The sequence below is a fragment of the Streptomyces sichuanensis genome, from assembly GCF_020328095.1.
Classification (GTDB): Bacteria; Actinomycetota; Actinomycetes; order Streptomycetales; family Streptomycetaceae; genus Streptomyces; species Streptomyces cinnamoneus.
Window position 1 is genome coordinate 1 of the sequence record NZ_JAIXMK010000118.1, and the last position, 25290, is coordinate 25290.

The following is a 25290-nucleotide window of genomic DNA, read 5'->3' on the forward strand; positions in this document are numbered from 1 at the left end:
GCGGCCGTCAATCGAGCGGTGAACACATCCACCTACGGTCCGGGCACCACCACCCGCACTCGTAGATGGATGGAGCAATCCGTTGCGCAGACATGTTGTCACCCTGGCGCTCACCACGGCCGGTCTCGCCGCCGTTCTCCCCACGGTCCAGGTGCATGCCGCCACCCCGACCACACCTCCCGCCGCATCCGCGCCGCGCACGGCGGACGGTGGCGTCGACGCCCGGGCCACGGCCACCGACGCCCAGCAGCGTGCCTTCTGGACCGAGCGCGAAAAGAACGGCACACTGCGCCCGTTCACGGGGACGCTGCCGGACTGGAAGCCGAAGGCCGAGCCCCCGCGGGCGAAGGAGCCGGGCGCCGGCGGGACCGTGAAGGCGCCCGCTGCTGCGCCCCAGCAGAAGGGGAAGAGCCGGTTCGCGGCCGGCTCACCGGGCGAGGTCAGGCTGCGCGCCACCACCGGCCGCATCCGGATCGCCTGGCCCGACGAGAAGAACCCCAGCACCTGGTGGGTCAGCGCGTGCACGGGCAATGTGATCACCAGCGACAGCAAGGACGTCGTCGCCACGGCGCGGCACTGCATCCCCCACGACCAGGGCCGGATCAATTCCAAGGCGCAGTACGAGTTCACCCCGGGCTACTCCAAGGACGCCGACGGCACCGAGCACGCCCCGTACGGCAAGTGGACCTTCCGCTCCGTCGGCGTCGTCAACGACGGCACCGACCGGCAGACCAGCGACACCGCGTTCCTGGCGCTCAACACCCAGAACGGCACCCACGTCCAGGACAAGGTCGGCTCCTCCGGTTACCGGTTCGGGACCACCTCCCTGCCGAACCGTGTGGTGCTCGCGGGGATACCCGGTAATTCCCACCAGTTCCACACCTGTGTGAGGGAGCCCTACTGGGGTCCGGACAACCCGCCGCAGATCCTGGGCCGTGGCGGGCCCTGCACCGGTGACAGCGAGCTCTCCGGCGGCGCGAGCGGTGGCCCCCTCATCGACGGCGACACCTTCGACAGCGGCCCCGTCCAGATCGGCAACTTCACCGGCAGTCTCGGGGACGACGCGGCCGCCGCGGTCTGGCGCGACGCGGCCTTCGCCGTCTTCCGCTCCGTGCAGGCCACGGGCGGCGGCCAGTAGGGCCACGACAAGGCGCCCGGTCGCACCTCCCCGCAGGAGAAGCGCCCGTAGCGGAGCGCGACGCCCTTGGTCACACGTGCGGGTCCGGTACCGGCCGGGCCCGCTTCCGCCAACGCCCTGCCCCGGCAACGGCGTTCCCTCTCCACCTTCGCCGAAAGGCCCGTTCATGCGCATGCGCAACCTCTCGATCACGGCCGTCGTGCTGACCGCCGTCGCCGGTCTCACCGGGGGACTCACCGCCACGGCGGCCCACGCCGCCGAACCCCTGCCGGAATCCGGCGGCACCTACCGGATATCCAGCCAAGCGGGCGGAGCCCTGCAGTGGGACGGCCCCGGCAACGGCGCGGGCGTGCGCGTCAAGGACCGGAACGAGAACCTCACCGAACAGACCTGGACCGTCACCGACGACGGCACCGGGAACTGGAGCGTCAGAATCCCCCGCACCAACTACGCCGTCGACCGCGACCTGGGCAACAACTCCGTCGCCGCCTGGAACGACATCGGCAGACCCAACCAGCGGTGGTGGCTCCAGAACCTCGCCGGCAGCCGCGCCTGGCTGCTGCACAGCAGCGACCGCACCGGCGGCGACACCTGCCTGACCCGCCTCCCCGACCTCGGTACCGCGGCCCGCCCCTGCAACGCCGGCGACAACGCCCAGCAGTGGAACCTCGACAAGGTCACCGCCCAGCCGCCCACGCCCGCCGTCCCCGTCACGCTGCAGATGGTCGACTCCGGCGGCTACGACCCGAACGCCCTGCGCTCCTGGTTCGACCGGAGCAGGGGTCTCCTCCAGGACCAGTACGGGAAGATCAAGCAGTTCATGACCGGCGGCGCGTACGAGGTGAAGCCCGGCATCAACGTCGTCTTCGACGCCGCACACGAGAGCTTCCGCAACCCCGGTGTCGCGGCCGTGTTCGACCCCAACCCCAAACCTCGGTACAACAACGAGAAGTCGATCGTCCTCCGCCCGGGCTATGTCATGAACAACCCGGGCGACACCGGGTCGCTCATCCACGAACTCGCCCACCAGGTGCAGGACGCCGCCAACGGCGGCTGGCTGAACGAGGGCCAGGCCGACTACTACCGCAAGTACGTCCACAACGTGAAGGAGAAGCCGGGCCTCGACCGCATCCGCGGCACCGACTACAACCGCGGCTACGACTCCACCGCCTACCTGCTCAACTACATCGCCCACAAGCACCCGGCGGGCGAGAACGTCATCCAGAGGATCAACAACGAGGTGCGCCGGCAGGGTTTCGGCGCCGACGGCGACCGCGTGCTGACCGCGATCACGGGCAAGGGCGGCCGGCAGTGGTGGACCGAGATGTGGAACGACATTCAGGCCAGCCCGACCAGGTGGACCAACCCGGCCTTCCGCGACTAGCTCTGTGCCCCGAGGGGTCCGGATCCGCGGGGCACAGAGCTCGGCGGATCCGGACTCAGCGCACGAACTTCCAGGTGATGCCGTTGACCACGCCCCGGTCGAGCGGTGCCAGCTTCTGGAAGGCCGGCCGGCCGAGGTCGATGTGGGTGGGGTCGCACGAGCGGCACTTGTCCCTGACCGGCACCCTGATGGTCTTGCCGTTGTAGCTGACCTCGACCGATATGCCCTTGCAGAGGGCGTCGTCGTTGGGATTGGCGGAGGTCCACCACGAGGGCGAGACCGCGACCAGGTCCTGGGAGTTCGCGTCGATGGTCGTGCCGCAGGCGCCGTATCCCTGGTCGGTGTAGTAGGTCATCTTTCCGTTCATCGGCTGGCCGATCGGAACGTCGGCGGCCGCCGGGCCGGCGGCCACGGCAATTCCGGTGGCCGCGGCGGCCAGGACGACGGCCGCGGAACGCGCAGCTCTGCTTCCACGCATGGTCTCTCCTCGTTCAGGGGTAATGGCGGGCGGGTGCTCCACGGACCCGTGGAGCGAGCGCCCCGGAAACCGGCATCACGGAGCCCTCACGGCTCACCGGTCAGGAAGTCGAAGGACAGCGTCATTTCTTCGGAACGCGTCCGGCTTTCGGTCCATGAGTGCCATGCGGGACGACGCCGACGCAAGTCCCCGCAGTGACAGTTGTCCAAAACCGGCTGTCAAATGCACCTGGTTTGGCCGCCCATGATGCATGTCGTTGACAACGAAGTTGAAGAGTTATTCAGTGAGTGAGTGTTACCTCAGCGATCCGACCCCAAAGGAGTCGTCGTGAGAAGAAACCGCTTCATCACCCTGCTGCTGGCCGTACTGGCTCTGGTCGGTGCGGCCCTCATCGTGCCGTCCGGCACGGCGAGTGCCGCCGGCCCGTGCGACAGCGCGTCCAGCTGGACGGCCGGCACCTGGTATCCGGCGGGCACGGTCGTCCGGTACACGGACGGCCAGTACTACATCGCCGAGCACGACAATCCCGGCTACGACCCGCTCATCAGCACGTGGTACTGGGACCCGTACACCTGTCAGGGAGGCGGGAACCCGGGGACCGGAAAGTTCCCGGTGACGGAGGCCCAGTTCCAGCAGATGTTCCCGGGCCGGAACTCCTTCTACACGTACAACGGGCTGATCGCGGCGCTGGCCGCGTACCCGGGATTCGCCAACACCGGCAGTGACCAGGTCAAGCGGCAGGAGGCCGCGGCCTTCCTGGCCAACGTCGACCACGAGACCGGGGGCCTGGTCCACATCGTGGAGCAGAACACGGCGAACTACCCCCACTACTGCGACCGGAACCAGCCCTACGGTTGCCCGGCCGGTCAGGCCGCCTATTACGGCCGTGGTCCGCTCCAGCTCAGCTGGAACTTCAACTACAAGGCGGCGGGCGACGCCCTCGGAATCAACCTGCTGAACAACCCGTCGCTCGTCCAGACCGACGCGGCCGTCTCCTGGAAGACCGCCCTGTGGTACTGGAACACCCAGCGCGGCCCCGGCACCATGACGCCGCACGACGCCATGGTGAACAGCCGCGGATTCGGGCAGACCATCCGCAGTATCAACGGCGCGGTGGAGTGCGACGGCCGCAACCCCGCCCAGGTGCAGAGCCGGGTGAACAGCTACCAGCGGTTCGCCCAGACGCTGGGTGTGGCTCCGGGCGGCAACCTCTACTGCTGAGCCTTGCCGATTGAGCGTAACTCCCCAGCAGCCGCTAGGCTTTGGTTGTTCTTGGGAAGGGGCGCTGATGGGCACCAGATTTATTGAGGTAGACGAATCACGACAAGGCGAGCCGGGTGTGCGGAAGGGAGGCAGAACATTGACAGTGGGAGACCAGTCCGTCACCCAGGAGGCATGGGTGAAGGTCGAATCCTACGACGATCTCGATCCGACTGTCACCGAGGACGTCCATCTGCACACGTTCGCAGTCCCCGGTATGGAAGTGCGGGTGGGGGCAGCGAAGGACGACGAGGACGGGAGCAGCGATTTCGAAACCAGACTGGTCCCCTCTGTCCAGTATTACCAGATCGAGCTCGGGCCCGACTCGCTGAATAAGCTCCATGAAGCACTCCAGCCCTTCATCGAAGCAGCGCAGGAATTCGAGCCGCCAAAGGGCCGGAAGATACGCGCCAAGTAATCCGCGATGCCCCCTCCTGTGAGGGGGCATTGTCGTATTCCGACCGGAGTTCTCTCGCAGAAGCCGTCATGACGTCAGAAGGTTCTCCGCAGCCTTGCGCAGTGTCGTCCTGATGGCGTGGCGGTGCGTGGGGTCGGGGTGCCCTGACCTTCAAGCTCCCCTGGCCTGCGGTGACTTGGTGCGCATCACCTGTTTGACCGGTGACGCATGCTGTGTCACAGTCGTCTGGCACGCCCACGGAGGTCGTCGGACCGGTGTGCGCGTGGGATCTCCTGCGAGGCGCAGAGCGGTCGCAGGCCGGCACTTCGAGACGCGCGGAGGGCTTCACGTGATCAACAGGCGTACGTTCGGCAAGGTCTTCGGCCTGGGTGCCGGTGGCGCGGTCGCCGCAACACTGGTGGGGCCGTCGGGACCGGCGCACGCCACGGCCGTGACGGAGCAACAGGCCGCTGCGGCCGCCGCGCCCGAGGCCGGCGCTCGCCCTCGACGTCATCGCCAGCCGCTGGCGCCGGCGACCGAACACGCGTGGTGGTATGCCCGAGCCGTCATCGATGCGGACCGGCTCTGACGGCTCATCAACGACGTGCGCAGTGGTACCGAGGAGAACAGGAGGCAGAACGATGGAAGACCGCACCACACAGGACGGCGGCGCGGCGATGCGCCGCGCGCGGTTCGGCGCGCTGCCGGAGCGGATCGCCTACGAGGACCTGGTCGAGGTGAAGGCGGCCTCGCCGAGGGACCCGGCGCGAGACGCCGGCAACCCCGAAGGGGCGCGGAGCCTCCTCTCCTGCCTGGCGTGGGATCTGGTGCTCTGACGCCGGTCACGGCCGACGATCCTTGCGGGCGCCGTAGTCACCCGTCAGGATGGTGACGTGAACCTGGATCATGTCTTCGTGTGCGGCCATCCGGCGCTGGACTTCGCGGCCACGCTCCGGGCGCGCCGCACGGTGCGGTTCGAGATGTTCGCGGCACCGGACCGCCTGGACGCGTGGTACGTGGAGTCCGGCACGGTCGACTCCGTCTCGCCCGCCCGGCAGGCCGACGTGGCGCGGGCGACGACCGTACGGGAGGCCGTCTACCAGCTGATCACGGCCCGGCGCCTCGACGCGGCCTTCGACGACGAGGCGCTGGCCGTGGTCAACGACGCGGCCCGCCGGGCTCCCGCGGTACCGCAGCTGACCCACTCCGGCCGCTGGACGGCGGCAACGCAGCGCGAAGCGCTGTCCACCGTCGCCCGGCACGCGGTGGAGCTGCTGAGCGGCCCGGACGTACCCCTGCTCAAGGAGTGCGGCAACCCCGAGTGCACCCGCGTCTACATCGACCGCTCGCGCGGCAGACGGCGCCAGTGGTGCGGCATGGAGTCCTGCGGCAACAAGATCAAGGCCGCCGCGTACCGCGCCCGCAGGAAGACCGCCGTCACCTCCGCGTGACCGCGGTACCCGGTCCGCCCTGCGCCGGGCCCGGTGCAGCGGCGGTCCGAGGGGTGGCCCCGACGGCGCCCGCACCGAGCCCGTTGAGGAGCGTGTCGACCACCGTGTCGGCGGCCTGCGCGGGGCTGAGACCGGTCAGCTGACGCGAGGCGATGTTCATGAGCTGCGGCAGGACCGCGCTCACCCACCCGTCCGGCAGCCCGGAGCGGAGCAGGCCCTCGTCCGTGGCGCGGCGCAGGAAGTCGGCGAGCTCGCGGACCGAACGCTCGCGCCGCTCGCGAACCGGCTCGTCGGCCAGCATCCGGCTCAGATCGACAGGCCACGTGCGGTTGACGCCGATGATGCCCTCGACATAGCGGTGCAGGGCGACGGCGACCGGGGCCTCGTGCAGCCGGGCCTCCCCCGTGACCCGCTCGATGGCCGACAGACGCGCCTCGTGGATGGCCGCCAGCAACTCCTCGCGCGAGGCGAAGTTCCGGTAGACGGTGCGCCGGTCCACGCCGGCCTCCGCCGCGATGGCGGTGATACTCACGGCCGGATCGGCGGCCAGCAGGCGTGCACCCGTCGTCATGACTGCTTCCACGTTGCGTGCTGCGTCGGCTCTCACGCCCCCAGGATAAGCCACGGCTGAGAGAAAAACGTCGACTATTGCGACCATCATGTGCTTGTTGGTGCGTGAAGCACTACAGTGATGTGACAGTTATGCGGACCTCATCGGCTCCGGACCCGGGAGGAAGTACGTGATCACTTACGACAAGCTCTTCATCGGCGGCACCTGGACGGAGCCGAGCGACCCCCGGCTGCTCGACATCCTGTCCCCGCACGACGAGTCGGTCGTCGGCCGCGCCGCCCAGGCCCGGCCGGCCGACGTGGACCGCGCGGTGGCCATCGCCCGCGCAGCCTTCGACGAGGGCACCTGGCCGAACACCCCGCCGGCCGAGCGGATCGCGGTGCTGCGCCGGCTCAACGCCCTGCGCGAGGCACGGGCGGAGGAGATCGCCGCCGTGATCACCGCGGAGACCGGTTCCGCGGGCTGGTTCACCCGCGCCGGACAGCCGGGCCTGTCCCGTCAGGCTGGCGCCTACCTGAAGGCGGCCGAGGAACTGGCATGGGAGGAGGTCCTGCCGCCCACCGGCCCCGCGGCCACCGTCCGCAGCACGGTCCGGCGGGAGGCCATCGGCGTCGTCGCCGCCGTCATCCCCTGGAACTCGCCGTTCTCCGCCGCCCTGGCGAAGATCGTCCCAGCGCTGCTGGCCGGCAACACGGTCATCCTGAAGGTCTCGCCGGAGAACTCGCTGAGCATGGGCCTGCTGGCCGGCCTGCTGTCCGACTGCGGGCTGCCCGAGGGCACGATCAGCGTGCTGCCGGCCGACCGCGGGACCAGCGAGCACCTGGTCTCCCACCGCGACGTCGACAAGATCGCGTTCACCGGCTCGACGCGCGCCGGGCGCCGGATCGCCTCGATCGCGGGCGAGCAGCTCAAGCGCGTCAGCCTGGAACTGGGCGGCAAGTCCGCCGCCGTCTTCCTGCCCGACGCGGACCTGGAGAAGTTCAAGGCCGGCCTGAAGTTCTCCTCTCTGCTCAACAACGGTGAGGCGTGCATCGCGCACACCCGCATCCTCGCCCCGCGCAGCCGCTACGAGGAGGTCGTCACCGCCGTCAGGGACGTGGTCGAGTCCCTGAAGGTCGGCGACCCGCGGGACCCGGACACGTTCATCGGCCCGATGATCCGCCGTGACCAGCAGCAGCGCGTACGGGACTACATCGAGACCGGCATCAAGGAAGGCGCCCGACTGGTCACCGGCGGCCCCGAGGTGCCGGCCGGCCTGGAGAAGGGCTACTACGTCACCCCGACCGTCTTCGCCGACGTCGACAACGCGATGCGGATCGCCCAGGAGGAGATCTTCGGCCCGGTGCTGGTCGTCATCGCCTACGAGGACGAGGACGACGCCGTGCGCATCGCCAACGACTCCGAGTACGGCCTGTCCGGCGGCGTGTGGTGCGCGGACGAGGGACGCGCCGTCGAGATCGCCCGCCGCATACGGACCGGCACCGTCACCATCAACGGTGCGCCCGTCGGCTTCGACGGCCCGTTCGGCGGCTTCAAGGCCAGCGGCCTGGGTCGCGAGTACGGCTTCGCCGGGCTGAACACCTACATCGAGTACAAGACCATCACCATGTGACGACCGGTCATGCGCCGGATCGCGTCGAACGGATTGCGTCGAACCGGTCATCTTGTGACGGGCAGGGTGCCTTCCTCCGCCTCCCGGGGAAGTCAGTGCGAGCGCAGAGTGCAGAGCGTCGAGCACGAGCAGAGAGGGACCCGGCATGAGCGATGACTTCGTCCTGGACGTCACCAGAATCCGCGACGAGGCGAGGCGCAAGATGGAGGCGGGCCCCGTCACCGGCACCTATGGCGTCGACAAGGAACGGGTCATCGGCATCCTCAACGACGTCATCGCCACGGAGGTGGTGTGCTGGCTGCGCTACACCCGCCACGCCATCTCGGCGACCGGCATCGACCGGGCACAGGTGGCGGCGGAATTCACCGAGCACGCCGCGCAGGAGATGCAGCACGCCATGCGGGCCGCCGAAAGGGTCTCGCAGCTGGGAGGCGAACCCGACTTCGACCCGGCGACCCTGGCGCAGCGGGCGCACACCGACTACACGACCCCGTCCCCGGACGACCTGACGGCGATGCTCGAACACAATCTGCTCGCCGAACGGATCGTCATCTCCAGCTACCAGGAGATCGTCCGCTGGCTGTCGGACCGCGACCCCACCACGCGCCGCCTGCTGGAGTCGATTCTGGAGGAGGAAGAGGAGCACGCCGACGATCTTCTCGATCTGATCGGCAGCTGAGGCAGGCAGCCGTCACCCGTTCGGCACCGGAGAGCGCGGCCAGGAGGACGCGGCGCCGGGCATCGTTCAGCGGGTCGCACCGGTTTCCCCGCTCGCCTGAGGGAGCGGTGCGCCCGGGAGCCGTTGGACGGCGACCATGGCGGCGTCATCGCCGAGGTGTCCGCCGGAGTGGGCCAGGAGGTCCTCGCACAGGTGCCGCAGAAGGGCCTGGGGCCCGTGTCCCGACCAGGCGGCCATCCGTTCGGACAGCGGGTAGAAGGCCCCGCTGTCGTCGCGAGCCTCGATGACGCCGTCCGTGTACAGCAGCACGACGTCGCCCGGCTCGAATCCGTAGGACTCCACGGCGATGTCGGCAGGGGCGAACTCGGTGAGGCCCAGCGGAGGCGCGGGCTGACCCACTTTCAGCGAGGTGACCCGGCCGTCGCGCAGCAGCAGGGGAGGGGGATGCCCGCAGCTGACCAGGTGCAGGGACGGCTCGGTGTCCGGGACCTCCAGTACGGCCGCGGTGACGAAGGTCTCGCCCTGCTCGGCGTGCTCGTCACGCGACGTGCCGGGGACACCCAGCTCGGAGGAGACGGCTCCTTCCAGGTCGGCGACCAGGACCGGCAGCTCGGCCTGCCGGTGCGCGGCCGCCCGGAAGGCCCCGAGGACGAGCGCGGCGTCACCGATGGCCTCCAGGCCCTTGCCGCGTACGTCACCGATGACGAGCCGGGTGCCGTCGGCGGTGCGGGTGACGGCGTACAGGTCGCCGCCGATCTGCGCCTCGGCCTCGGCGGCGAGGTAGACCGATGCGATGCGCAGCGGGCCGATCCGCTGCGGAAGCGCCCGGAGGAGTACCTCTTGGGTGGCCTCGGCCACCGACCTCAGCTGTGTCATTTCCTTCTCGTGCCGCTCGCGGTGGTGGGCGAAGAGGGTCACGATCGCCGAGATCAGGACCAGGGCGGTGATCTGGAGGGTGTGGTTGAGGTCGGTGAGGGTGGTGCGGCTGGCGGCGACGAGGGACTGGGCCGCGACGGCCACCACGCCGATGAAGCCCGTCAGCCGCGGCCCGCCGAACGATGCCGTGATGGCGGGAGCGGCGACGAGGAAGGGGCCGAGGTGCACTTCGGGCGGGGCCAGGATGTCGACCACGGTGACGACCAGGACGAGGAGGAGCGGCACCGCCACCAGGGCACGGCTTCGCTTCCGGGACCGTCGGTGGGCCCCGGGGAGTCGCCGAGCATCCATGGTCCCTGCTTACACCACGCAGGAGCGGAACACCGTGCCGCCATGCCCGGTACCGGGCCCCACCCCGGCCACCGGCGTTCGAACGGACCATGGTGCTGCCCGGCCGCCTCCGCTGTCGCGGCGCACATTCCCGGCAGGAGGGGGGCCTTTCGGATCGTCAGCTGCCCGACCGGGTGGGGCCGGTGGGCGCCACCCGGCGCCCGGTGGCCGCAGATCGCTCCATCGCGTCCAGCAGTTCCTGCCGGTGTGCCGCGTGAGCGAAGTCCGGGACGCGGGCCGAACCGGTGGCGAGGTCGGTGGCGATGCCGGCGTAGAGGGCACCGACCTGGTGGGCCGGTGTGCCCCGCAGGGGGGTCAGGGCGGGCACGTCGTGGTAGTGCTCCGGCACCGGCAGTTCGTCCGGCACGTCGGCCCGGCCCCGGACGCCCCGCACCGTCAGGCGGGCCTGCTGGAGGTGGCCCGAGTCGCCGGTGATCACCAGGTCGCCCTCGGTGCCGTTGATCTCCCAGTGGAAGTTCGTCGCCCGGGACAGCCCGCCCCGGAAGTGCACCGAGGCCACCGCGCCCGACTCCAGCACCCCGGTCACCGCCACCTGGTCCGGGGCCGTCATCCGGGCCGGCCGCCCCGTCCCCTCCTCCCGCACGACCGGCCGCCGCACGGCGGTGGTGGCGGACAGTTCGGCGAACTCGCCGAGCACCATGGTCACGGCGTCGATGGTGTGGCCGAACGGGATGGTCAGCATGGTGCCGCCGTTGGCCCGGTCCAGCAGGTACGCCCCGGCCGGCTCGAACTCCGGGCCCCAGCGCCGGCCCGAGGCCACCAGGCTGGTGGAGAGGACCTCGCCCACGTACCCGTCGGCCACCAGGTCCCGCACGTACCGGACGGCCGGCGCGCTACGGGCCTGCAGACCCACGAACGTGCGCACCCCCGCCGCGGCGGCCGCATCTGCCAACTCCCGGGCCTCCGCCGCCCCGTTGCCAAGCGGCCACTCCGAGAGCACCGCCTTGCCGGCCGCCAGTGCGGCCAGCACCACCTCCCGGTGCAGCGGCACCCGCACACTGACCACCACCAGGTCCACCTCCGGCGAGGCGGCCAGGGACGCGGCGTCCCCGAAGACCAGCGGCACCCCGTGGGCCGCGCCGGCCGCCCGTGCCGAGGCGACGCCGCCGGCCGCCAGAGCGCGCACCTCGAAGCCGGGCAGCAGTCGCAGCGCCGGAAGGTGGGCCTGCGCCGCCCAGCCGCCACGGGCGGAGAGGCCCACGATGCCCACCCGCACGGGCGCGGCGGCGGGGGCGGGGACGACGGGTACGGAAGGGGAAGCGGTGGTGTTCGTCATGCCCGGAACGTACGAGGAGCCCGGTGGTCACCCGCAAGGGCCCTTACTATCCAAAGGGAAGCATTGCTGTTCAATGGGCCCATGGCAGCTCTCCAGACCACCCCCTCCGGTCGGCCCGACCGCGAATCCCGTCACGACATCTACGCCCTGCTCTGCCCGGGCCGAGCCGTCTTCGAGCTCCTGGCCAACAAGTGGACGGGGCTGGCCGTCACCGCCCTCGCCGACGGCCCGCGCCGCTTCGGCGAACTGCGGCGCAAGCTCGAAGGCGTCAGCCCCAAGGTGCTGACCGCCACCCTGCGCCGGCTGGAGGACAACGGCCTGGTCCTGCGCACCGTCCACGCCGAGGTCCCGCCCCGCGTCGACTACGAACTCACCGCACTCGGCCGGGGCGCCCTGGAGCCCCTGGCCCACCTGCGGAGCTGGGTGCGGGCCCATGTGGACGACTTCGGCTCAGGCGCTCGGTGAGGAACGCGAGGATCTCGTCCCTCGCCTGCAGCGTGGGATGTCCCTCCTCGTCGACGAGGTGGGCGGTGACGACGCTGTGCGGGCATCCGACGACGTCACGGAAGAACGGGGGCGGGTCGGTGTGGGCGGAACTGCCGGGAAGGACGCGGCCGTCGAAGGCGTCGCCGAGGAGGGCCTGGTAGGCGGCGAAGCGCTGGCCGGTGCACCAGCGGTCGTCGTCGAAGCGGTAGGCGAGCACCGTCAGTCCGTCACGCGCGATGCGGTCCCGTACCGCGCGCGCGTCCTCGTCGCCGAGCTCAAGCCCGGCCGGGTCGTCCAGCGGCAGCGACGGGTGAGCGACCACCGGCGCGATGACGGCTGGTTCGAGCGCCATGGTGAGGGCGAAGTTGCCGGTGAAGCACAGCCCGATCGCCCCGACCCCCGGACCGCCGCATTCGGCGTGGGCCTGGCGCGCGAGCCCGTGCAGCCACGCCGTGACGGGGCTGGTGCCACCGCCGGCGAACGCACGGAACTCCGCACTGACGCACGCGCGGCGGACGACCTCCCTGCCGCCCTCCGCCGTGGGCCAGGCGCCGTCGGCCCCGAACAGGGACGGGAGGTGGACGGTGAAGCCCGCGTCCCGTATCCAGCGCGCGAGCCGGAGGACGTCGGGGCTGATGCCGGGCATCTCCGGCATCAGGACGACGGCCGGCCCGGAACCCGCGGTGTACACCGTCTTCACCATCCCGTACACGTCCACGCGCCGGCGGGAGAAGTCCGTGATCGCGTCGTCAAGACGTCCGTTGGAAGCACCCATGGCGACAGCGTGGCCCGGGGCCCCGCGCACGGTGAGAGGCCAGGTCGCCACGGACGAGGGTAATCTCGCCCCAGGCCGGTGGTGAGGAGGCGGGCGTGGGTGCGCTGAGGGTCGGTGTCCTGGCCTATCCGGGCTGCTTCGCGTCCGAAGTGTTCGGCGTGCCCGATCTCTTGACGATGGCCATGCACGTCGCCGGACCGGACCGGGCCGGATACGAGGTGTCGGTCGTCTCGCCCCGCCGCCGCGTCGCCGCAGCGGGTGGGATGCCGCTGGCCGTCTCTCCGCTGCGCACCGTCGACGTCCTCGTCGTGCCGGGGTTCGAATTCCCGCCGGGTCTGGACGTGGATGCGAAACTCGCCTCCCTCGCCCCTGACATCGCGGCGATACGCGCACACGCCGCCGCGGGCGACGGCGTGGTCTCCCTCTGCGTCGGTGCGTTCCTGCTCGCCGAGGCGGGACTTCTCAGCCGGCGCCGGGCCACGACGTCATGGCTCCACGCGGACGAACTGGCCCGACGTTGTCCGGACACCGATGTCCGGGCCGACCGCCTGGTCGTCACCGACAAGGGGGTGACGACCACGGCGGCCTTCAGCGCCATGTACGACTTCGCGCTGGAGCTCATCCGCCGGCACAGCGGTGCCGGCGTGGCACGGACGACCGCGCGCGTGGCGCTCGTCGACGCCGCGCGAACGTCCCAGACCCCGTACGTCGACCCGCGCCTTCTTCCGCAGCCCGGGAACGAGTTCTCCCAGAGGGTCATGCGACGGCTCGACCAGAGCCTGACCGCCCGGTACGACCTCGCCGCGCTGTCGGACGCGTTCAACGTCAGCACGCGGACGCTGCTGCGGCGCTTCGCGGACGAGACGGGCCGGAGCCCGCTCGCCTACCTGCAGTCGTCGCGCGTCCGTCGCGCCCGTCACCTCCTGGAGACCACGGACCGGACCGTTGCGAGCATCGCTGCCGCGGTCGGGTACAGGGACCCCGGAACCTTCGCCGCTCTCTTCGCCCGGCACACCGGACGACGCCCGGGGGACTACCGCGCGACCTTCCGACGCGGTGACGGCTGACGCTGACGCTGACGTCCGACGGCGGGCGGCCCTTCCCCGGCACCGCGTCATCCCGGCCTGCCGGCGCCGGGCGGGGCGTAGGCGCGGGTGTGGACGAGGTCGTGGGTGAGGCGGGTGAAGGCGTGGGCGGCGGCGCTCCGGTAGGCGCCGTCGCGGTGGAGGAGCGTGACGGTGCGGGTGGGCAGGGGTGGGTCGAGGGGGACGGGAACGAGGTGGGGATGGTCGTGGGTGATGGCGTCGGGCAGGACCGTGGCCAGGGGAGTACGCCGGACGATCTCGGTGAGGGCCTGGATGGAGTTGGCCTCGACCATGATGCGGGGGGCGACCCGCTGACCGGCGAAATAGGCGTCGATGTGGCCACGGGTGGCGAAGTCACCGCTGAGCAAGGCCAGTTGCCGGTCCTTCAGGGCCGCGGCCGGTAGGGGGTCCGGCGGTGTGCGGGCGTGGTGGGTGCCGGTGACGAGGCTGAGGGATTCGGTGAACAGCGATATGGCGGCGATGCCGGGCAGGTGGGGGCCGGCGAAGGCGATGCCGAGGTCGAGGTCGTCGGCGAGCAGGGCCGCTTCGATGCGGTCCTGGGTCAGCTCCGCCAGGGTCAGGCCGACGCCGGGGTGGCGGGCGTGGAGCTCGGCGGTGAGCGGGCCGACGAGGTAGGCGGTGAACGTGGGGGTGACGCCCAGACGAAGGTGGCCGTGGGAGAGGTCCTGGACGTCGTGGACGGCGCGTTCGGCGGCCGCCAGGTCGCGCAGCGCGCGCCGGGCGTGGTCGGTGTAGACGGCTCCGGCGTCGGTGAGCCGCACCGTACGGCCGGTGCGGTCCAGCAGCTGCACGCCCAGCGTGCGTTCCAGCTGCTTGATCTGCTGGGACAGGGTGGGCTGGGAGATGTGCAGGTCTTCGGCGGCGCGGGTGAAGTTGCCGTGTTCGGCGACGGCGAGCAGGTAGCGCAGGTGACGCAGTTCGAGAGCGGCCATGAGCCCACTATAGATGTGGTCAATAGAAAGCATGGGTAGCGGCTCTTGGACTCTATAGGTGCAGGTCGTGCATGGTGGATCTCGCCGGCCCCGAGGGCCCGGCAGCTACCGAAGGGAGTGACCCCATGCGAGACCTCGCCCAAGGCGTCGCGCGTTTCCAGGAGAACGTCTTCCCGGCCAAGCAAGGGCTCTTCGCCCACCTGGCCGCGCACCACGCGCCGCACACGCTGTTCATCGGCTGTTCGGACGCCCGGGTGGTGCCGGAGCTGATCACCCAGGGCGAGCCGGGTGAGCTCTTCGTCGTGCGCACTGCGGGCAACCTCGTCCCCGCCTACACGCCCGGCGCCGACGGGGTGACGGCGAGCATCGAGTACGCCGTCGCCGTGCTGGGCGTGACCGACATCGTCGTCTGCGGGCACTCGGCCTGCGGTGCGATGACCGCCCTGGCCGAAGGCCACGACCTCGGCGGCGCCCCCGTGGTCGCCGACTGGCTGCGGCACGCGGATGCCGCCCTGGCCCGCACGGCCGGCACGGAAGCCGGTCCGCGGAAGGTGGGGGCCCTGGTGCGCCAGAACGTGTACGCGCAGCTGACGAACCTGACCACCCACCCTTCCGTCGCCCGGGCGCTGGCGGAGAAGAAGGTGACGCTGCACGGCTGGGTCTTCGACATCGCCACCGGGGGCGTCGAAGCGCTCGACGCCCCCGGCGCGGACACCGCCCTCGCCTCCTGAGCGGGGCCGGCACCCCCCTCTCCTGTCCCCGTACGGGGACCACTGCCCCCACCCAAGATCCTGCCGCTTCCGCGCGGTCCCGTTCTTCCCGTCGTTCCCGCGGACCGGCACCCCCAGAAAAGGAGCCCCTCTCATGGTGCACGCCCAGTTCGACCCCACCGCCCGTGAGGCCCTGGCCGTCCAGGCCGTCGACGCCAAGACCCGCAAGAACCTCTCCTGGCAGCAGATCGCCGACGCCTCCGGCCTGTCGGTCGCCTTCACCACCGCCGCCGTCCTCGGCCAGCACCCCCTGCCCGAGAAGTCCGCCGAGGCCGTGGCCGGGCTGCTGGGCCTCGACGCGGACGCCGCCCTGCTGCTGCAGACCATCCCCACCCGCGGCTCGATCCCCGGCGGCATCCCCACCGACCCGACGATCTACCGCTTCCACGAGATGCTCCAGGTCTACGGCACCACGCTCAAGGCCCTGGTCCACGAGCAGTTCGGGGACGGCATCATCTCCGCGATCAACTTCAAGCTGGACGTGAAGAAGGTCGCCGACCCCGAGGGCGGCGAGCGCGCCGTCATCACCCTGGACGGCAAGTACCTGCCGACCAAGCCCTTCTGACCCGGAACGGGCGGGGCCCGACCGGGCCCCGCCCCTCTTCTCCCCTCCGTCTCCACCCCCCCGCACCGGAAGGCCCGTTCATGGACTTCGTCCAGCGCACCATCGACATCGCCCGGCAGAACGTCGCCGAGGGCGGCCGCCCGTTCGCGACCGTCATCGTCAAGGACGGCAGGATCCTGGCCGAGAGCCCGAACAAGGTCGCCCAGAGTGGCGACCCCACCGCCCACGCGGAGATCCTCGCCATCCGCGAGGCGTGCACGACGCTGGGCACCGAGCACCTGACCGGCACCACCATCTACGTGCTCGCCCACCCCTGCCCGATGTGCCTGGGATCGCTGTACTACTGCTCGCCCGACGAGGTCGTCTTCCTCACGACCCGCGACGCCTACGAGCCCCACTACGTCGACGACCGCACGTACTTCGAGCTGAACACCTTCTACGACGAGTTCGCCAAGGACTGGGACGAGCGCCGGCTGCCCATGCGTCACGAGCCGCGCGAGGACGCGGTCGAGGTGTACCGCTTCTGGCAGGAGCGCAACGGGGGCGAGCGCCGGGTGGCCGGCGCCCCGACTGCCGCCTGACCGGGGCCGTCCACAGAGCTCGCCGCCCAAGGTCGGTGGCGGCTCATCGGTCCTCTCCCAGCAGGTCGATGCGGGTGCCGAGACCGTCGGCGGTGGCCCGCGCGAACACCCGTGCCAGCAGCCCGACGTCCAGGACCGCCATGCCGAACGGGTTGCTGACCACCACCCCCCGCTCGGGGCGCCGGGCGGGCACGGCTCCGGTGAGGACGTCGCCGAGGGTGCCGCGCACCACCGTGGCGCCGTCCGTCCGTTCGCCGGCGCCGGGTGGCAGGACCCGGCCCTCGGCCATCAGCCGGCCCAGGACGCGGCGGGGGTTCTCCCGCACCAGGGTGACGTCGTCGACGTACACCGCCTCCGCCCGGTCGAACACCTCCGGCAGCAGATCGTCCAGGGACACGTGGGCGACGAAGCTGCCGGGCCGCAGGGCCGCCGCGCCGAGGTAGCCCGTGTCGGAGACGGTGACCGTGATGACCACCGGGCTGGCCGCCGCGGCCCGTTCGGCGTGCTCGTGCGCGGTCACGGTGAACGGCAGGCCGCGCTCGCCCACCCAGTCGGCGAAGGCGGCGGTGCGCTCCGGGAGCAGGTCGTGGACGTGCAGGGCGCGGACGGCGGGGAAGTAGCGCGCCAGCAGCTCGGCGTGGGTCCGGGCCTGCGCCCCGCAGCCGATCAGGGTGACCTCGTCGAAGGCGGGCGGGCCGAGGTGGCGCAGGCTCGACATGGTGTAGGCGGCCGTGCGCAGGGCCGACAGGTAGGCGGCCTCGGCCAGGACGACGGGCCGGGCGGTCTCGGGGTCGAAGAGGAAGCCGCATCCGCCCGCCCGGTCCCTGCCCTGGGCGGGGTTGGAGGTCGCGGCGTTGATCAGCTTCATGCCGTACGCCGTGCCGTCGGGGCCGCCCACGGCACCGAGCATGGCGAGCGACCGGCAGTAGGCGCCCTGGGAGTTGGCCCAGGGCAGGTAGCCCTCCGGGGGCAGCTCCGTGCGTCCGGCGGCGTGCGCCCGCAGCACCGACTCGACGGCCTCCACCGGGTCGATGCTCCCGGCGCAGGCGCGCACGGCCGCCCGGTCCAGGAACAGCAGCCCCTCCGGCGGCGTGCTGACGGTGCGGCCGGTGGCCGTCCCGGGCGTGGGGCGGGCCGGTATGTGTGAGGTCATGCCGTCTTTCCCTTCTCTGGTCGGGGGCCGGTGGACGAGTGGCCCGCGATCACTGCAGTAGCGCTTCGCGCGCTCCAGGCCCATGCCCGCACAGCCGGGCAGCGGAACAGGGAGGGCCGGCAGGTGACGGTCAGTGACCCGGCTGCGGGCCCGGTGACGCCGGAACGGTCAGCCGATGAGGGTGCCGAGCGAGGTGTAGCCGTAGCCCCGGTCGCCGATGGCCTCGATCAGGTGGGGCAGGGCCGTCGCGTCGACGGTCGAGGGGTCGGCATTGCTCGTGCGGCCGACGTGCATGAGGACGATGGCGCCCGGGGCCAGGGCCTCCATGACGCGGGCGATGACGGTGTCGGTGGTGGCGCCCGCGGCGGCGCCCTTCCAGCCCACGGTGTCCACCGTCCAGCGGACGCAGACGTACCCTTCGGCGTTCACCTCGTCGACGCACTGCCGGTCGACCGCGCCGAACGGAAACCGGAACAAGGGCGCGGTAGCCCGCCCGATGGCCCCTTCGATGGACCGGTCCGCCGCGCGGAGCTCCCGGACGCGCTCGGCGTGCGTGAGCTTCGGGAATTCGGGGTGGGTCATGGAGTGGTTGCCCACCGGGTACGCGCGGCCGATGCGCCGGGCCGCTTCGGCGTGGTCCGACGCGAAGCGGCCGGTCATGAAGAACGTCGCGGGCAGCGCATGCGCCTCAAGGGCCGTCAGCACCTTGTCGACGCCGTCCGGGCTGCTGCCGCAGTCGAAGGTCAGCGCCACCTTCTTCTCGCTGATCGGCAGCCTGGCGACGTCCTGCCCGGCCAGCGGCCCGGTCACGGGCGGGCGGCCCGTCACGGCCCGGGGCGCAGCCGTGCCCCGCGCGTGCCCGACGGCCGGACCGGCGGCACCTGCCGCCGCCACCGCCCCGGCGGCAGCCGCCAGGCGCAGGAGCCCCCGTCTGTTCGGCCCACCGCCGGCTGAGCCGGTGAGCTGCTGCTGTCCGTGGCCGGCAATGCGACGCATCGATCCGCCTTTCGCCTGGGAGGAGTTGAAGACCGGTGGCGTTCCCCAGGGCTGCCCTCGGGTGTACACGGGCATGCACTCGCCACTCGAACGAGGAGGGAGAAACGATCCTCGCCTCTCCCCGCACCGCAACCACCCCTCCCGTGGGGTGGTCGTCACCGGCCCCGCCTCCAACTCGCTCCAGACACAGCCCTGTAGCTTGCCGTGTGATCCTTTTCCCGAAGTCATCGCGGTGGACCGTCCGTGTGCCGGCCGCCCTCGTGACGGCGGTTCTGGCCGCGGGCACGACAGCCGGCCCCGCTACCGGGCAGGGCCGCCCGGTCTTCGCGCCCGTCAGGGCCGATGCCGCGGACCCGGCGCGCGCCCTCTACGGCTCCGAGAACCGCACGATGTGTACACAACGGCACGTGGTCGCCCTGACCTTCAACGCCGCCTGGCACGACGAGGGAATCGACGCGGTGCTGAACGAGCTGCACCGGCGCGGCGTTCCGGCGACCTTCTTCCTGACCGGTGACTTCGCCGAACGGCACCCGGGGGCCGCCCGGTCCCTCGCGGCGGCCGGGCACGGCATCGGCAACCACTCCCACAGCCACCCGCACTTCGCATCCCTGACCCCGGGGGAGCGCGCGGCGGAGGTCCTGAAGGCCGACCGCGCGATCCGGTCCGCGACCGGTGTGGAGCCGCTGCCGTTCTTCCGCTTCCCCTACGGGGACACCACTCCCCAGCAGATCGCCGAGGTCAACGCCCTCGGTTTCGCCGACATCGAGTTCACCACCGACACCAAGGGCTACCTCGGCACTGCGGGCGGCATGTCCGTGCAGAAGGTCGTCCAGCGGGCGCTGGACGCGTTGCGGCCCGGGGCGATCGTGCAGATGCACGTCGGCATGCCGGACGGCCAGGACTCCGTGCTCGACGCGCAGGCACTGCCCGTGCTCATCGACGCCGTCCACGCGCGCGGCTACGAGATCGTCGACCTGCGCGGCATCCTCGGGGCTTCCGGCGGCCGGCCCTAGCGGCGGTGCGCGGCCCCGCCGACTCGTGCGATGCGGGCGTGGCCCGGACCATGGCAGTGTGGACGGGAACCCGGTCTTCGGCGGGGCCGGGCCGGTGGGCGTGCTCGATGCGGCGCCGACGGCCCGGACGGCGGTGGCCTGGCTGCCGCCGCAGGAGCTCTGGCCGGCGATTCAGGACATCCGCTGGGAGCACGATCCGCAGGTGCGGCGGTGGCCGCCGCACGTGAACCTGCTGTTCGGCTTCGTACCGGAGGAGGAGTTCACCCGGGCCCTGCCGCTGCTGTCCGCCGGGGCGGCGGACAGCCCGGCGTTCGCGGCGCGGCTGGCCGGCGTGCGGTACTTCCGGCACCGGCACTACGCGACGGTGTGGCTCGATCCGGCAGCGGCGGGACCGGCACCGTGGGCCCGCCTCCACCGGGCGCTGGGGCAGCCGTTCCCGCTGTGCCGCGGGCGCGACCGCCGCTTCACCCCGCACCTGTCCCTCGGCCGCACTCAGGACCCGCAGCCCCTGGCCGCCGAGTGCGCCGTCCGGCTCGGCTCCCTGCGGGCCGTGGTCGAGGAGGTGGTGCTGCTCTCCCGGCGCGGCGAGGAGCCCATGCGGCCCCGGGCCGTGATCACGCTGGGTACGGGCGAGGTCCGCCGGCTGCCGCAGGGCTAGCGGCACGGCTGCGGGGCCGGAAGGCCCCGAGAGAGCAGCTGTGACGGGTCAGGCCAGGGCCTTGACGGTGGCTTCGGCGGCCTTGGCGATGAGCGTGTCGTCCGCTTTCGCGTCCTTGGTCCTGCCGCTGGAGAAGACGGCGATGACGATCGGGGCGGCCTGGGGAGGCCAGAGGACGGCGACGTCGTTGCGCGCGCCGTAGCCACCCGATCCCGTCTTGTCGCCCACCTGCCAGCCGCGCGGGACGCCGGCGCGGATGAGTTTGTCCCCCGTGGTGTTCCGCTGGAGCCAGTCGGTCAGGAGCGCCCGCTTGTCCTGGGCCAGGACGTCGCCGAGGACGAACGCGCGCAGGTCGGCGGCCATGGCACGCGGGGTGCTGGTGTCGCGGGGGTCACCGGGGGTGGCTTCGCTGAGGTCGGTTTCGTACCGGTCGGCCCGGGTGACGCGGTCGCCGACCGCGACGAGAGCGTCCTGCAGGCCCCTAGGGCCACCGAGTTCGTCGAAGAGGAGGTTGGCCGCGCCGTTGTCGCTGTAGCGGACGGCGGCATCGCACAGCTCGCGCACGGTCATGCCGCTGCCGACGTGCCGGGAGGTGACGGGCGAGTGGCCGACCGGAACGTTGCTGCCGACCTGCACGAGCCGGTCGAGTTCCTGGAGCGTGTGCTTCTTCAGCATGGCGGCGGCAAGGAACGCCTTGCAGACCGAGGCGTAGGCGAAGCGCTCGTCGGGCCGGTGGGCGACGGTCCGGCCGCTGCCGGTGTCGATGGCGAAGACACCCAGCCGGGCCTTGTGCGTCATCTCCAGCTCACCGAACGCGCGCTCGGCTTCCTGCGCGGCACTGCGGGATGCGGTGGGCGCTGCGGAAGCGGAAGCACCGGTCCGGCACCCGGTGAGGGGAAGGGCTGCGAGCCCGGTCAGGGCGGCGAGGACGGAGCGCCTCGTGGGGGATGCGTTCATGGCGTGATGACCTTTCGTACGGGCGGTCTGCGATCTCTGGCGGTCTGCGGTCGGTGGCGATCCGGCCGTCTGTGGCGGTCCCGCGGTGGCCGGTCAGGAACGGCCGGCCGGTACGGCGGCCAGCACGTCGTGGACGAGGGGTACGGCGGAGGCGCTGCCACTGAGGCCGCCTTCCACGACGGCGGCGATGGCGACGCCGCCCCGGTGCGCGGCGACCCAGCCGTTGTTGGGGGCCTGCTCGGAGACCTCTGCGGTACCGGTCTTCGCGCCGACGTCGCCGGGCAGGTCCGCCAGGCCCTTGGCGGTGCCGTCGGTGACCGTGGCGCGCATCATGGCGCGGAGCCGGTCGACCACGTCCTCGGGGAGCGGCGCGGTGGCGGTCGTGCCGCGGGTGCCGGGGAGGAGGGTGGGCTGGCGGAAGGTGCCGGAGACCGCCGTCGCGGTGACCGACGCCATGGTCAGCGGGTTGCCCAGGACCTTGCCCTGCCCGATCATCGCTGCGGCCTTCTCGGTCTGGTCGCCCGGTGCGGGAGCCGCCCCGTCGAAGGAGGGGATGCCGATGTTCCAGTCGTGGCCCAGGCCGAAGTGCTTCTTGGCCACGTCGCCCAGTTCCCGGTCACCGAGCTTGTCGCGCAGGCTGATGAAGGCGGTGTTGCACGACTCGGTGAAGTCCTCGGCGAAGGTGGCGCCCCGGTGCTCGCCCAGCTCCACGTTGTGGAACTGCTTGCCGACCGTCAGGTACTTGGGGCAGTCGACGACGGTGCCCGGCGTGACGGCGTTCTTGAGCAGCAGTGCGCTGCTGGTGACGATCTTCCAGGTGGAGCCGGGCGCGTAGGTGCCGGAGACGGCACGGTTGAAGCCGGAGGACGGGGAGTTCGCCACGGCGAGGATCTCGCCGGTGCCGGTCCGCAGGGCGACGAGGGCGGCGTTCCTGCCCCGGCTCTTGGAGGCGAGGGCCTTCTCGGCGGCCGCCTGCCACGCCGGGTCGATGGTGGTGCGCACGGGTCCGCCGCCGGCCCGGGCGGGTGCGGTGCCGAAGGTGGCCTCCGTGCCCTTGTTCTCTCCCGAGACGCGGTCGACGACCAGGACGGCTCCCCGGGGGCCGCCCCCGGCGGCCTTGCCGAGCTGGGCGATGACGGGCCCCAGGGAGGGATACGTACTGCCGGAGAGGGGCGCGCCCCCGCGGCCGGTGGCCTCGACCGTGCCGGCGCTCTCGCGTTCCAGACGGAACTTGTCGGTGCTGTTGAGCTTCGGGTGGACGAGGGAGAGGGCCCAGCCCACCTTCCACGTGCCGTCCTGCTGTCTGCGCAGCGGGAGCTTCGAGGTGTAGGTCCAGGTCCCCAGTCCGGTGACGGGCATCTTCGCGGTGAAGGGCACGGTGACGGTGCCGGCCCGTGCGGTGGTGGCCGTCGCGGCGGTGAGGTCCGGCTTGCCGATCTCCAGGCCGGCGGTGAAGTTCCGCAGCGTGCTCTCGGCCTGCTGCGGGCTGGTGGTGCGGCTCCCGGCCTCCTTCATCCGGCCCGCCGCCCAGTCGGCCAGGAACGCCCGTGCCTGGGCCGTGGCCGTGGGATCGGAGGACGCCGGAGCGGAGGCGAACGGCCCCCACCCGGCGGCGTACGCCCCGCCGGTCGCCGCGGCGAGCGCTCCTGTCGCCGCGAGGGCCAGGCGGGCCGTATGGAGGCGCCGCCCGCGGCGTGCGGTGGTGTGCGAAGGCCCGGGGGCCGGGGGAACCGGGGCGCGGCGCCCGGAGCGCCGGTCAGGGAGGAGAGGCATGCCCCCGAGAAGAGCAGTCGCCCGACCCGCCCGTCCAAGATCGATATCGATATCCGATTGATTAATCTCGGATATAGTCCCTGTTCGTGGACCTGATACGCCACCTCCAGTGCTTCGTGGCTGTTGCAGAAGAGTCACACTTCGGCCGTGCCGCCCAGCGGCTGGGCATGGCCCAGCCGCCCCTGTCGCAGCGCATCCAGCGCCTGGAGCGGGAGCTGGGAGTGCGCCTGTTCGAGCGCACCAGCCGGCAGGTCACGATCACCAAAGGCGGCACCCTGCTCCTGGACGAGGCCCGCGAGATCCTCGCCCGCTCCGAGGCGCTGACGGCAACGGCCCGCCGCATCCGGGAGGGCCGCAGCGGACTGCTGCGCGCCGCCCTGCCGCCCGACGTCGCCGGCGACACCATCGCCGCGATCCTGGCCGGCTTCCGGCGGCAGCACGCCGGAGTGGAGCTGGAGCTGCACGAACTGTCCACGGCCGACCAGCTCGCCGGGCTCGCCTCGCACGACCTGGACGTGGGGCTCGTACGTCACCCCTGCGACGTCGCCGGGCTGGAGCTCGGCCCCGTCCTCCGCCACGAGCTGGGCGTCCTGCTGCCGCGGCACGCCCCGGCCGCCCGGTCCGAGACGGTTCCGCTGGCCGCCCTCACCGGCTACGACCTGATCCTCTTCCCCCGCGCCCAGGCCCCGGCCGTGCACGACGACCTGCTGACCACCTGCGCCCGGCACGGCTACACCCCCGCCGCGGTCCGCCATGGGCAGGGCACCGGCTTCATCCGCGGTCTGATCCTCTCCTCCCGCGCCGTCGCCTTCGGCCCGCGCGACGCCGGACCCGCCCGGGACCCGGACATCACCTGGCGCCCGCTCGCCGGCGCCCCCCTGGCCCTGCGCCACTCCGCCGCCTGGCCCAAGGGGCGCGGCGACGCCGCCGCCCTGGCCTTCGCCGACACCGTCACCGATGCCCTCGCCGTCACCGCCACCGCCGGCGGCGACCTGCCCCCCAGCCCCCTGCACCTGCGCCCGACGGCGGAGTACTGGATATGACCGAGACCAAGGCCCGTACCCGCGGCCGCGTCCGCGCCGCCTTCGCCGAGGCCGGCGTCACCGGCTGGCTGCACGCCGTCGACATCGACTCCGGAGCCCAGATCGACGCGGGTGCCGACCAGCCGGTCGTCACCGCCAGCGTGCACAAGCTCTGCCTGCTCGTGGCCCTTCACCAGCAGGCGGAGGCCGGCGGGCTGGACCTCTCCGAGCAGACCGTGTGCCCGGCGCCCGGCCGTACGCCCGGCCCGACGGGGCTCGCCGCCATGCTCGACGAGGCCCGGCTCTCCCTGCGCGACGCCGCCTACCTGATGATGGCCGTCAGCGACAACGCGGCCGCCGACCTGCTCCTCGACCGTCTCGGCCTGGACACCGTCAACGACACCACCCGGCGCCTGGGCCTCACCCGCACCCACGCCGTCCACACGTTCGGTGAATTCCTCGCCCTCCTGAAGGAGGACACCGGCCCCGGCGGCCCCCGGGCACTGGCCGACCCCCGCGTCGTCGCCGGGCTCCGCGTGCTCGACCCCGCCGCCACGAACCGCAGTACCCCGCGCGACATGACCCGTCTGCTCGGCGCGATCTGGCGGGACGAAGCCTGCGCCCCGGAGCACGCCGCCGCGATGCGCCGCCTGATGGGGCTGCAGGTCTGGCCGCACCGGCTGGCCTCCGGGTTCCCCTTCGACGACGTTCACGTCGCCGGCAAGACCGGCAGCCTGCCCACCGTCCGCAACGAGGTGGGCGTCGTCGAGTACCCGGACGGCGGCCGTTACGCCGTGGCGGTGTTCACCCGTGCCGCCAGCCCCGCCGCCGTCCTCCCGCCGGCCGACGCCGTCATCGGCACCGCCGCCCGCATCGCCGTCGACGCCCTGCGCGCCGGCCTCGGCTGACGCGGCCCCCGCTCTCCGCGGGTTCGCCGGCGCCGGCCCTCACCCGGTGGTGGCCGGTCGCC

General features: G+C 72.0%; 28 protein-coding genes. 18 read left to right on the top strand and 10 right to left on the bottom strand.

The window, feature by feature from the left end; all coding sequences use genetic code 11:
• Window positions 1–82 precede the first annotated feature (82 nt).
• Window positions 83–1138 (top strand): hypothetical protein, encoded by a 1056-nt coding sequence (locus LE181_RS26025; RefSeq protein WP_225663934.1) that lies wholly within the window; start codon window positions 83–85, stop codon window positions 1136–1138.
• 166 nt (window positions 1139–1304) lie between these two features.
• Window positions 1305–2522 carry a basic secretory protein-like protein gene (locus LE181_RS26030; protein WP_225663935.1) on the top strand — a complete coding sequence of 406 codons (1218 nt, stop codon included), beginning with the start codon at window positions 1305–1307 and terminating at the stop codon, window positions 2520–2522.
• A gap of 55 nt (window positions 2523–2577) precedes the next feature.
• Here LE181_RS26030 and LE181_RS26035 read toward each other — a convergent pair whose 3' ends face one another.
• Entirely contained in the window at window positions 2578–3000 is a 423-nt protein-coding gene (locus tag LE181_RS26035) for a cysteine/serine endopeptidase inhibitor (RefSeq protein WP_225663936.1), read from the bottom strand.
• A gap of 327 nt (window positions 3001–3327) precedes the next feature.
• Between LE181_RS26035 and LE181_RS26040 the strand changes: the two genes are divergently transcribed.
• The 5 genes from LE181_RS26040 (at window position 3328) to LE181_RS26060 (ending at window position 6108) form a co-directional block, all read left to right on the top strand.
• Window positions 3328–4221, top strand: coding sequence for a glycoside hydrolase family 19 protein (locus LE181_RS26040; RefSeq protein ID WP_225663937.1), 894 nt, complete (start codon window positions 3328–3330; stop codon window positions 4219–4221).
• A 178-nt stretch (window positions 4222–4399) separates the two neighbouring features.
• Window positions 4400–4678, top strand: a complete 279-nt coding sequence (locus tag LE181_RS26045; protein ID WP_225663938.1) for a hypothetical protein — start codon at window positions 4400–4402, stop codon at window positions 4676–4678.
• Between the two features lie 328 nt (window positions 4679–5006).
• Window positions 5007–5246, top strand: coding sequence for a hypothetical protein (locus LE181_RS26050; protein WP_225663939.1), 240 nt, complete (start codon window positions 5007–5009; stop codon window positions 5244–5246).
• 52 nt (window positions 5247–5298) lie between these two features.
• Entirely contained in the window at window positions 5299–5493 is a 195-nt protein-coding gene (locus LE181_RS26055; protein ID WP_225663940.1) for a hypothetical protein, read from the top strand.
• Between the two features lie 57 nt (window positions 5494–5550).
• Complete coding sequence (locus LE181_RS26060) at window positions 5551–6108, top strand: CGNR zinc finger domain-containing protein (protein ID WP_225663941.1); 558 nt, start codon at window positions 5551–5553, stop codon at window positions 6106–6108.
• Here the strand turns inward: LE181_RS26060 and LE181_RS26065 are convergent.
• The gene (locus LE181_RS26065; RefSeq protein WP_225663964.1) at window positions 6095–6661 is read right to left on the bottom strand and encodes a TetR/AcrR family transcriptional regulator; all 567 of its coding nucleotides are present in this window, start codon (window positions 6659–6661) and stop codon (window positions 6095–6097) included. The genes LE181_RS26060 and LE181_RS26065 overlap by 14 nt on opposite strands.
• A 187-nt stretch (window positions 6662–6848) precedes the next feature.
• Between LE181_RS26065 and LE181_RS26070 the strand changes: the two genes are divergently transcribed.
• Together LE181_RS26070 and LE181_RS26075 are read left to right on the top strand one after the other, a co-directional pair.
• Window positions 6849–8291, top strand: coding sequence for an aldehyde dehydrogenase (locus LE181_RS26070; protein ID WP_225663942.1), 1443 nt, complete (start codon window positions 6849–6851; stop codon window positions 8289–8291).
• A 145-nt stretch (window positions 8292–8436) separates the two neighbouring features.
• Window positions 8437–8970, top strand: a complete 534-nt coding sequence (locus tag LE181_RS26075) for a ferritin-like domain-containing protein (protein WP_225663943.1) — start codon at window positions 8437–8439, stop codon at window positions 8968–8970.
• Between the two features lie 66 nt (window positions 8971–9036).
• Here LE181_RS26075 and LE181_RS26080 read toward each other — a convergent pair whose 3' ends face one another.
• Window positions 9037–10197, bottom strand: coding sequence for a PP2C family protein-serine/threonine phosphatase (locus LE181_RS26080; protein WP_225663944.1), 1161 nt, complete (start codon window positions 10195–10197; stop codon window positions 9037–9039).
• Window positions 10198–10354: 157 nt separating this feature from the next.
• Entirely contained in the window at window positions 10355–11533 is a 1179-nt protein-coding gene (locus LE181_RS26085) for a Gfo/Idh/MocA family protein (RefSeq protein ID WP_225663945.1), read from the bottom strand.
• A gap of 81 nt (window positions 11534–11614) precedes the next feature.
• On the opposite strand from LE181_RS26085, the gene LE181_RS26090 reads away from it, so the two are divergent.
• A complete protein-coding gene (locus tag LE181_RS26090; protein WP_225663946.1) occupies window positions 11615–11998 on the top strand; it encodes a winged helix-turn-helix transcriptional regulator in 384 nt (127 codons plus the stop codon).
• Here the strand turns inward: LE181_RS26090 and LE181_RS26095 are convergent.
• On the bottom strand, window positions 11904–12794 hold the full coding sequence (locus LE181_RS26095; RefSeq protein WP_225663947.1) for a dienelactone hydrolase family protein: 891 nt from the start codon (window positions 12792–12794) through the stop codon (window positions 11904–11906). The genes LE181_RS26090 and LE181_RS26095 overlap by 95 nt on opposite strands.
• A 95-nt stretch (window positions 12795–12889) precedes the next feature.
• Here LE181_RS26095 and LE181_RS26100 point away from each other — a divergent pair, with 95 nt between their 5' ends.
• Window positions 12890–13861, top strand: a complete 972-nt coding sequence (locus tag LE181_RS26100) for a GlxA family transcriptional regulator (RefSeq protein ID WP_225663948.1) — start codon at window positions 12890–12892, stop codon at window positions 13859–13861.
• A 47-nt stretch (window positions 13862–13908) separates the two neighbouring features.
• Here LE181_RS26100 and cynR read toward each other — a convergent pair whose 3' ends face one another.
• Window positions 13909–14832, bottom strand: coding sequence for a transcriptional regulator CynR (gene cynR / locus LE181_RS26105; RefSeq protein ID WP_225663949.1), 924 nt, complete (start codon window positions 14830–14832; stop codon window positions 13909–13911).
• A gap of 125 nt (window positions 14833–14957) precedes the next feature.
• Here cynR and LE181_RS26110 point away from each other — a divergent pair, with 125 nt between their 5' ends.
• From LE181_RS26110 to LE181_RS26120, 3 genes are all read left to right on the top strand, one after another.
• Window positions 14958–15563, top strand: a complete 606-nt coding sequence (locus tag LE181_RS26110) for a carbonic anhydrase (protein ID WP_225663950.1) — start codon at window positions 14958–14960, stop codon at window positions 15561–15563.
• Window positions 15564–15696: 133 nt separating this feature from the next.
• Window positions 15697–16167, top strand: coding sequence for a cyanase (cynS, locus tag LE181_RS26115; RefSeq protein ID WP_225663951.1), 471 nt, complete (start codon window positions 15697–15699; stop codon window positions 16165–16167).
• Window positions 16168–16247: 80 nt separating this feature from the next.
• Complete coding sequence (locus LE181_RS26120) at window positions 16248–16748, top strand: nucleoside deaminase (protein WP_225663952.1); 501 nt, start codon at window positions 16248–16250, stop codon at window positions 16746–16748.
• A gap of 43 nt (window positions 16749–16791) precedes the next feature.
• Here the strand turns inward: LE181_RS26120 and LE181_RS26125 are convergent, their stop codons facing one another.
• Window positions 16792–17901 (bottom strand): ornithine cyclodeaminase family protein, encoded by a 1110-nt coding sequence (locus LE181_RS26125; protein WP_225663953.1) that lies wholly within the window; start codon window positions 17899–17901, stop codon window positions 16792–16794.
• A gap of 168 nt (window positions 17902–18069) precedes the next feature.
• The gene (locus tag LE181_RS26130) at window positions 18070–18897 is read right to left on the bottom strand and encodes a polysaccharide deacetylase family protein (protein WP_225663954.1); all 828 of its coding nucleotides are present in this window, start codon (window positions 18895–18897) and stop codon (window positions 18070–18072) included.
• Window positions 18898–19142: 245 nt separating this feature from the next.
• Between LE181_RS26130 and LE181_RS26135 the strand changes: the two genes are divergently transcribed.
• A complete protein-coding gene (locus tag LE181_RS26135; protein WP_225663955.1) occupies window positions 19143–19910 on the top strand; it encodes a polysaccharide deacetylase family protein in 768 nt (255 codons plus the stop codon).
• A gap of 58 nt (window positions 19911–19968) precedes the next feature.
• Window positions 19969–20568, top strand: a complete 600-nt coding sequence (locus LE181_RS26140; protein ID WP_225663956.1) for a 2'-5' RNA ligase family protein — start codon at window positions 19969–19971, stop codon at window positions 20566–20568.
• Window positions 20569–20616: 48 nt separating this feature from the next.
• Here LE181_RS26140 and bla read toward each other — a convergent pair whose 3' ends face one another.
• Window positions 20617–21525: a class A beta-lactamase gene (bla, locus tag LE181_RS26145; RefSeq protein WP_225663957.1), complete on the bottom strand. Its 909-nt coding sequence runs from the start codon at window positions 21523–21525 to the stop codon at window positions 20617–20619.
• A 93-nt stretch (window positions 21526–21618) separates the two neighbouring features.
• The gene (locus LE181_RS26150; RefSeq protein WP_225663958.1) at window positions 21619–23298 is read right to left on the bottom strand and encodes a penicillin-binding transpeptidase domain-containing protein; all 1680 of its coding nucleotides are present in this window, start codon (window positions 23296–23298) and stop codon (window positions 21619–21621) included.
• Between the two features lie 86 nt (window positions 23299–23384).
• On the opposite strand from LE181_RS26150, the gene LE181_RS26155 reads away from it, so the two are divergent.
• Both LE181_RS26155 and LE181_RS26160 read left to right on the top strand, forming a co-directional pair.
• A complete protein-coding gene (locus tag LE181_RS26155) occupies window positions 23385–24341 on the top strand; it encodes a LysR family transcriptional regulator (protein ID WP_225663959.1) in 957 nt (318 codons plus the stop codon).
• Window positions 24338–25228, top strand: coding sequence for a serine hydrolase (locus LE181_RS26160; RefSeq protein ID WP_225663960.1), 891 nt, complete (start codon window positions 24338–24340; stop codon window positions 25226–25228). The genes LE181_RS26155 and LE181_RS26160 overlap by 4 nt, the downstream gene beginning before the upstream one ends.
• Window positions 25229–25290 lie beyond the last annotated feature (62 nt).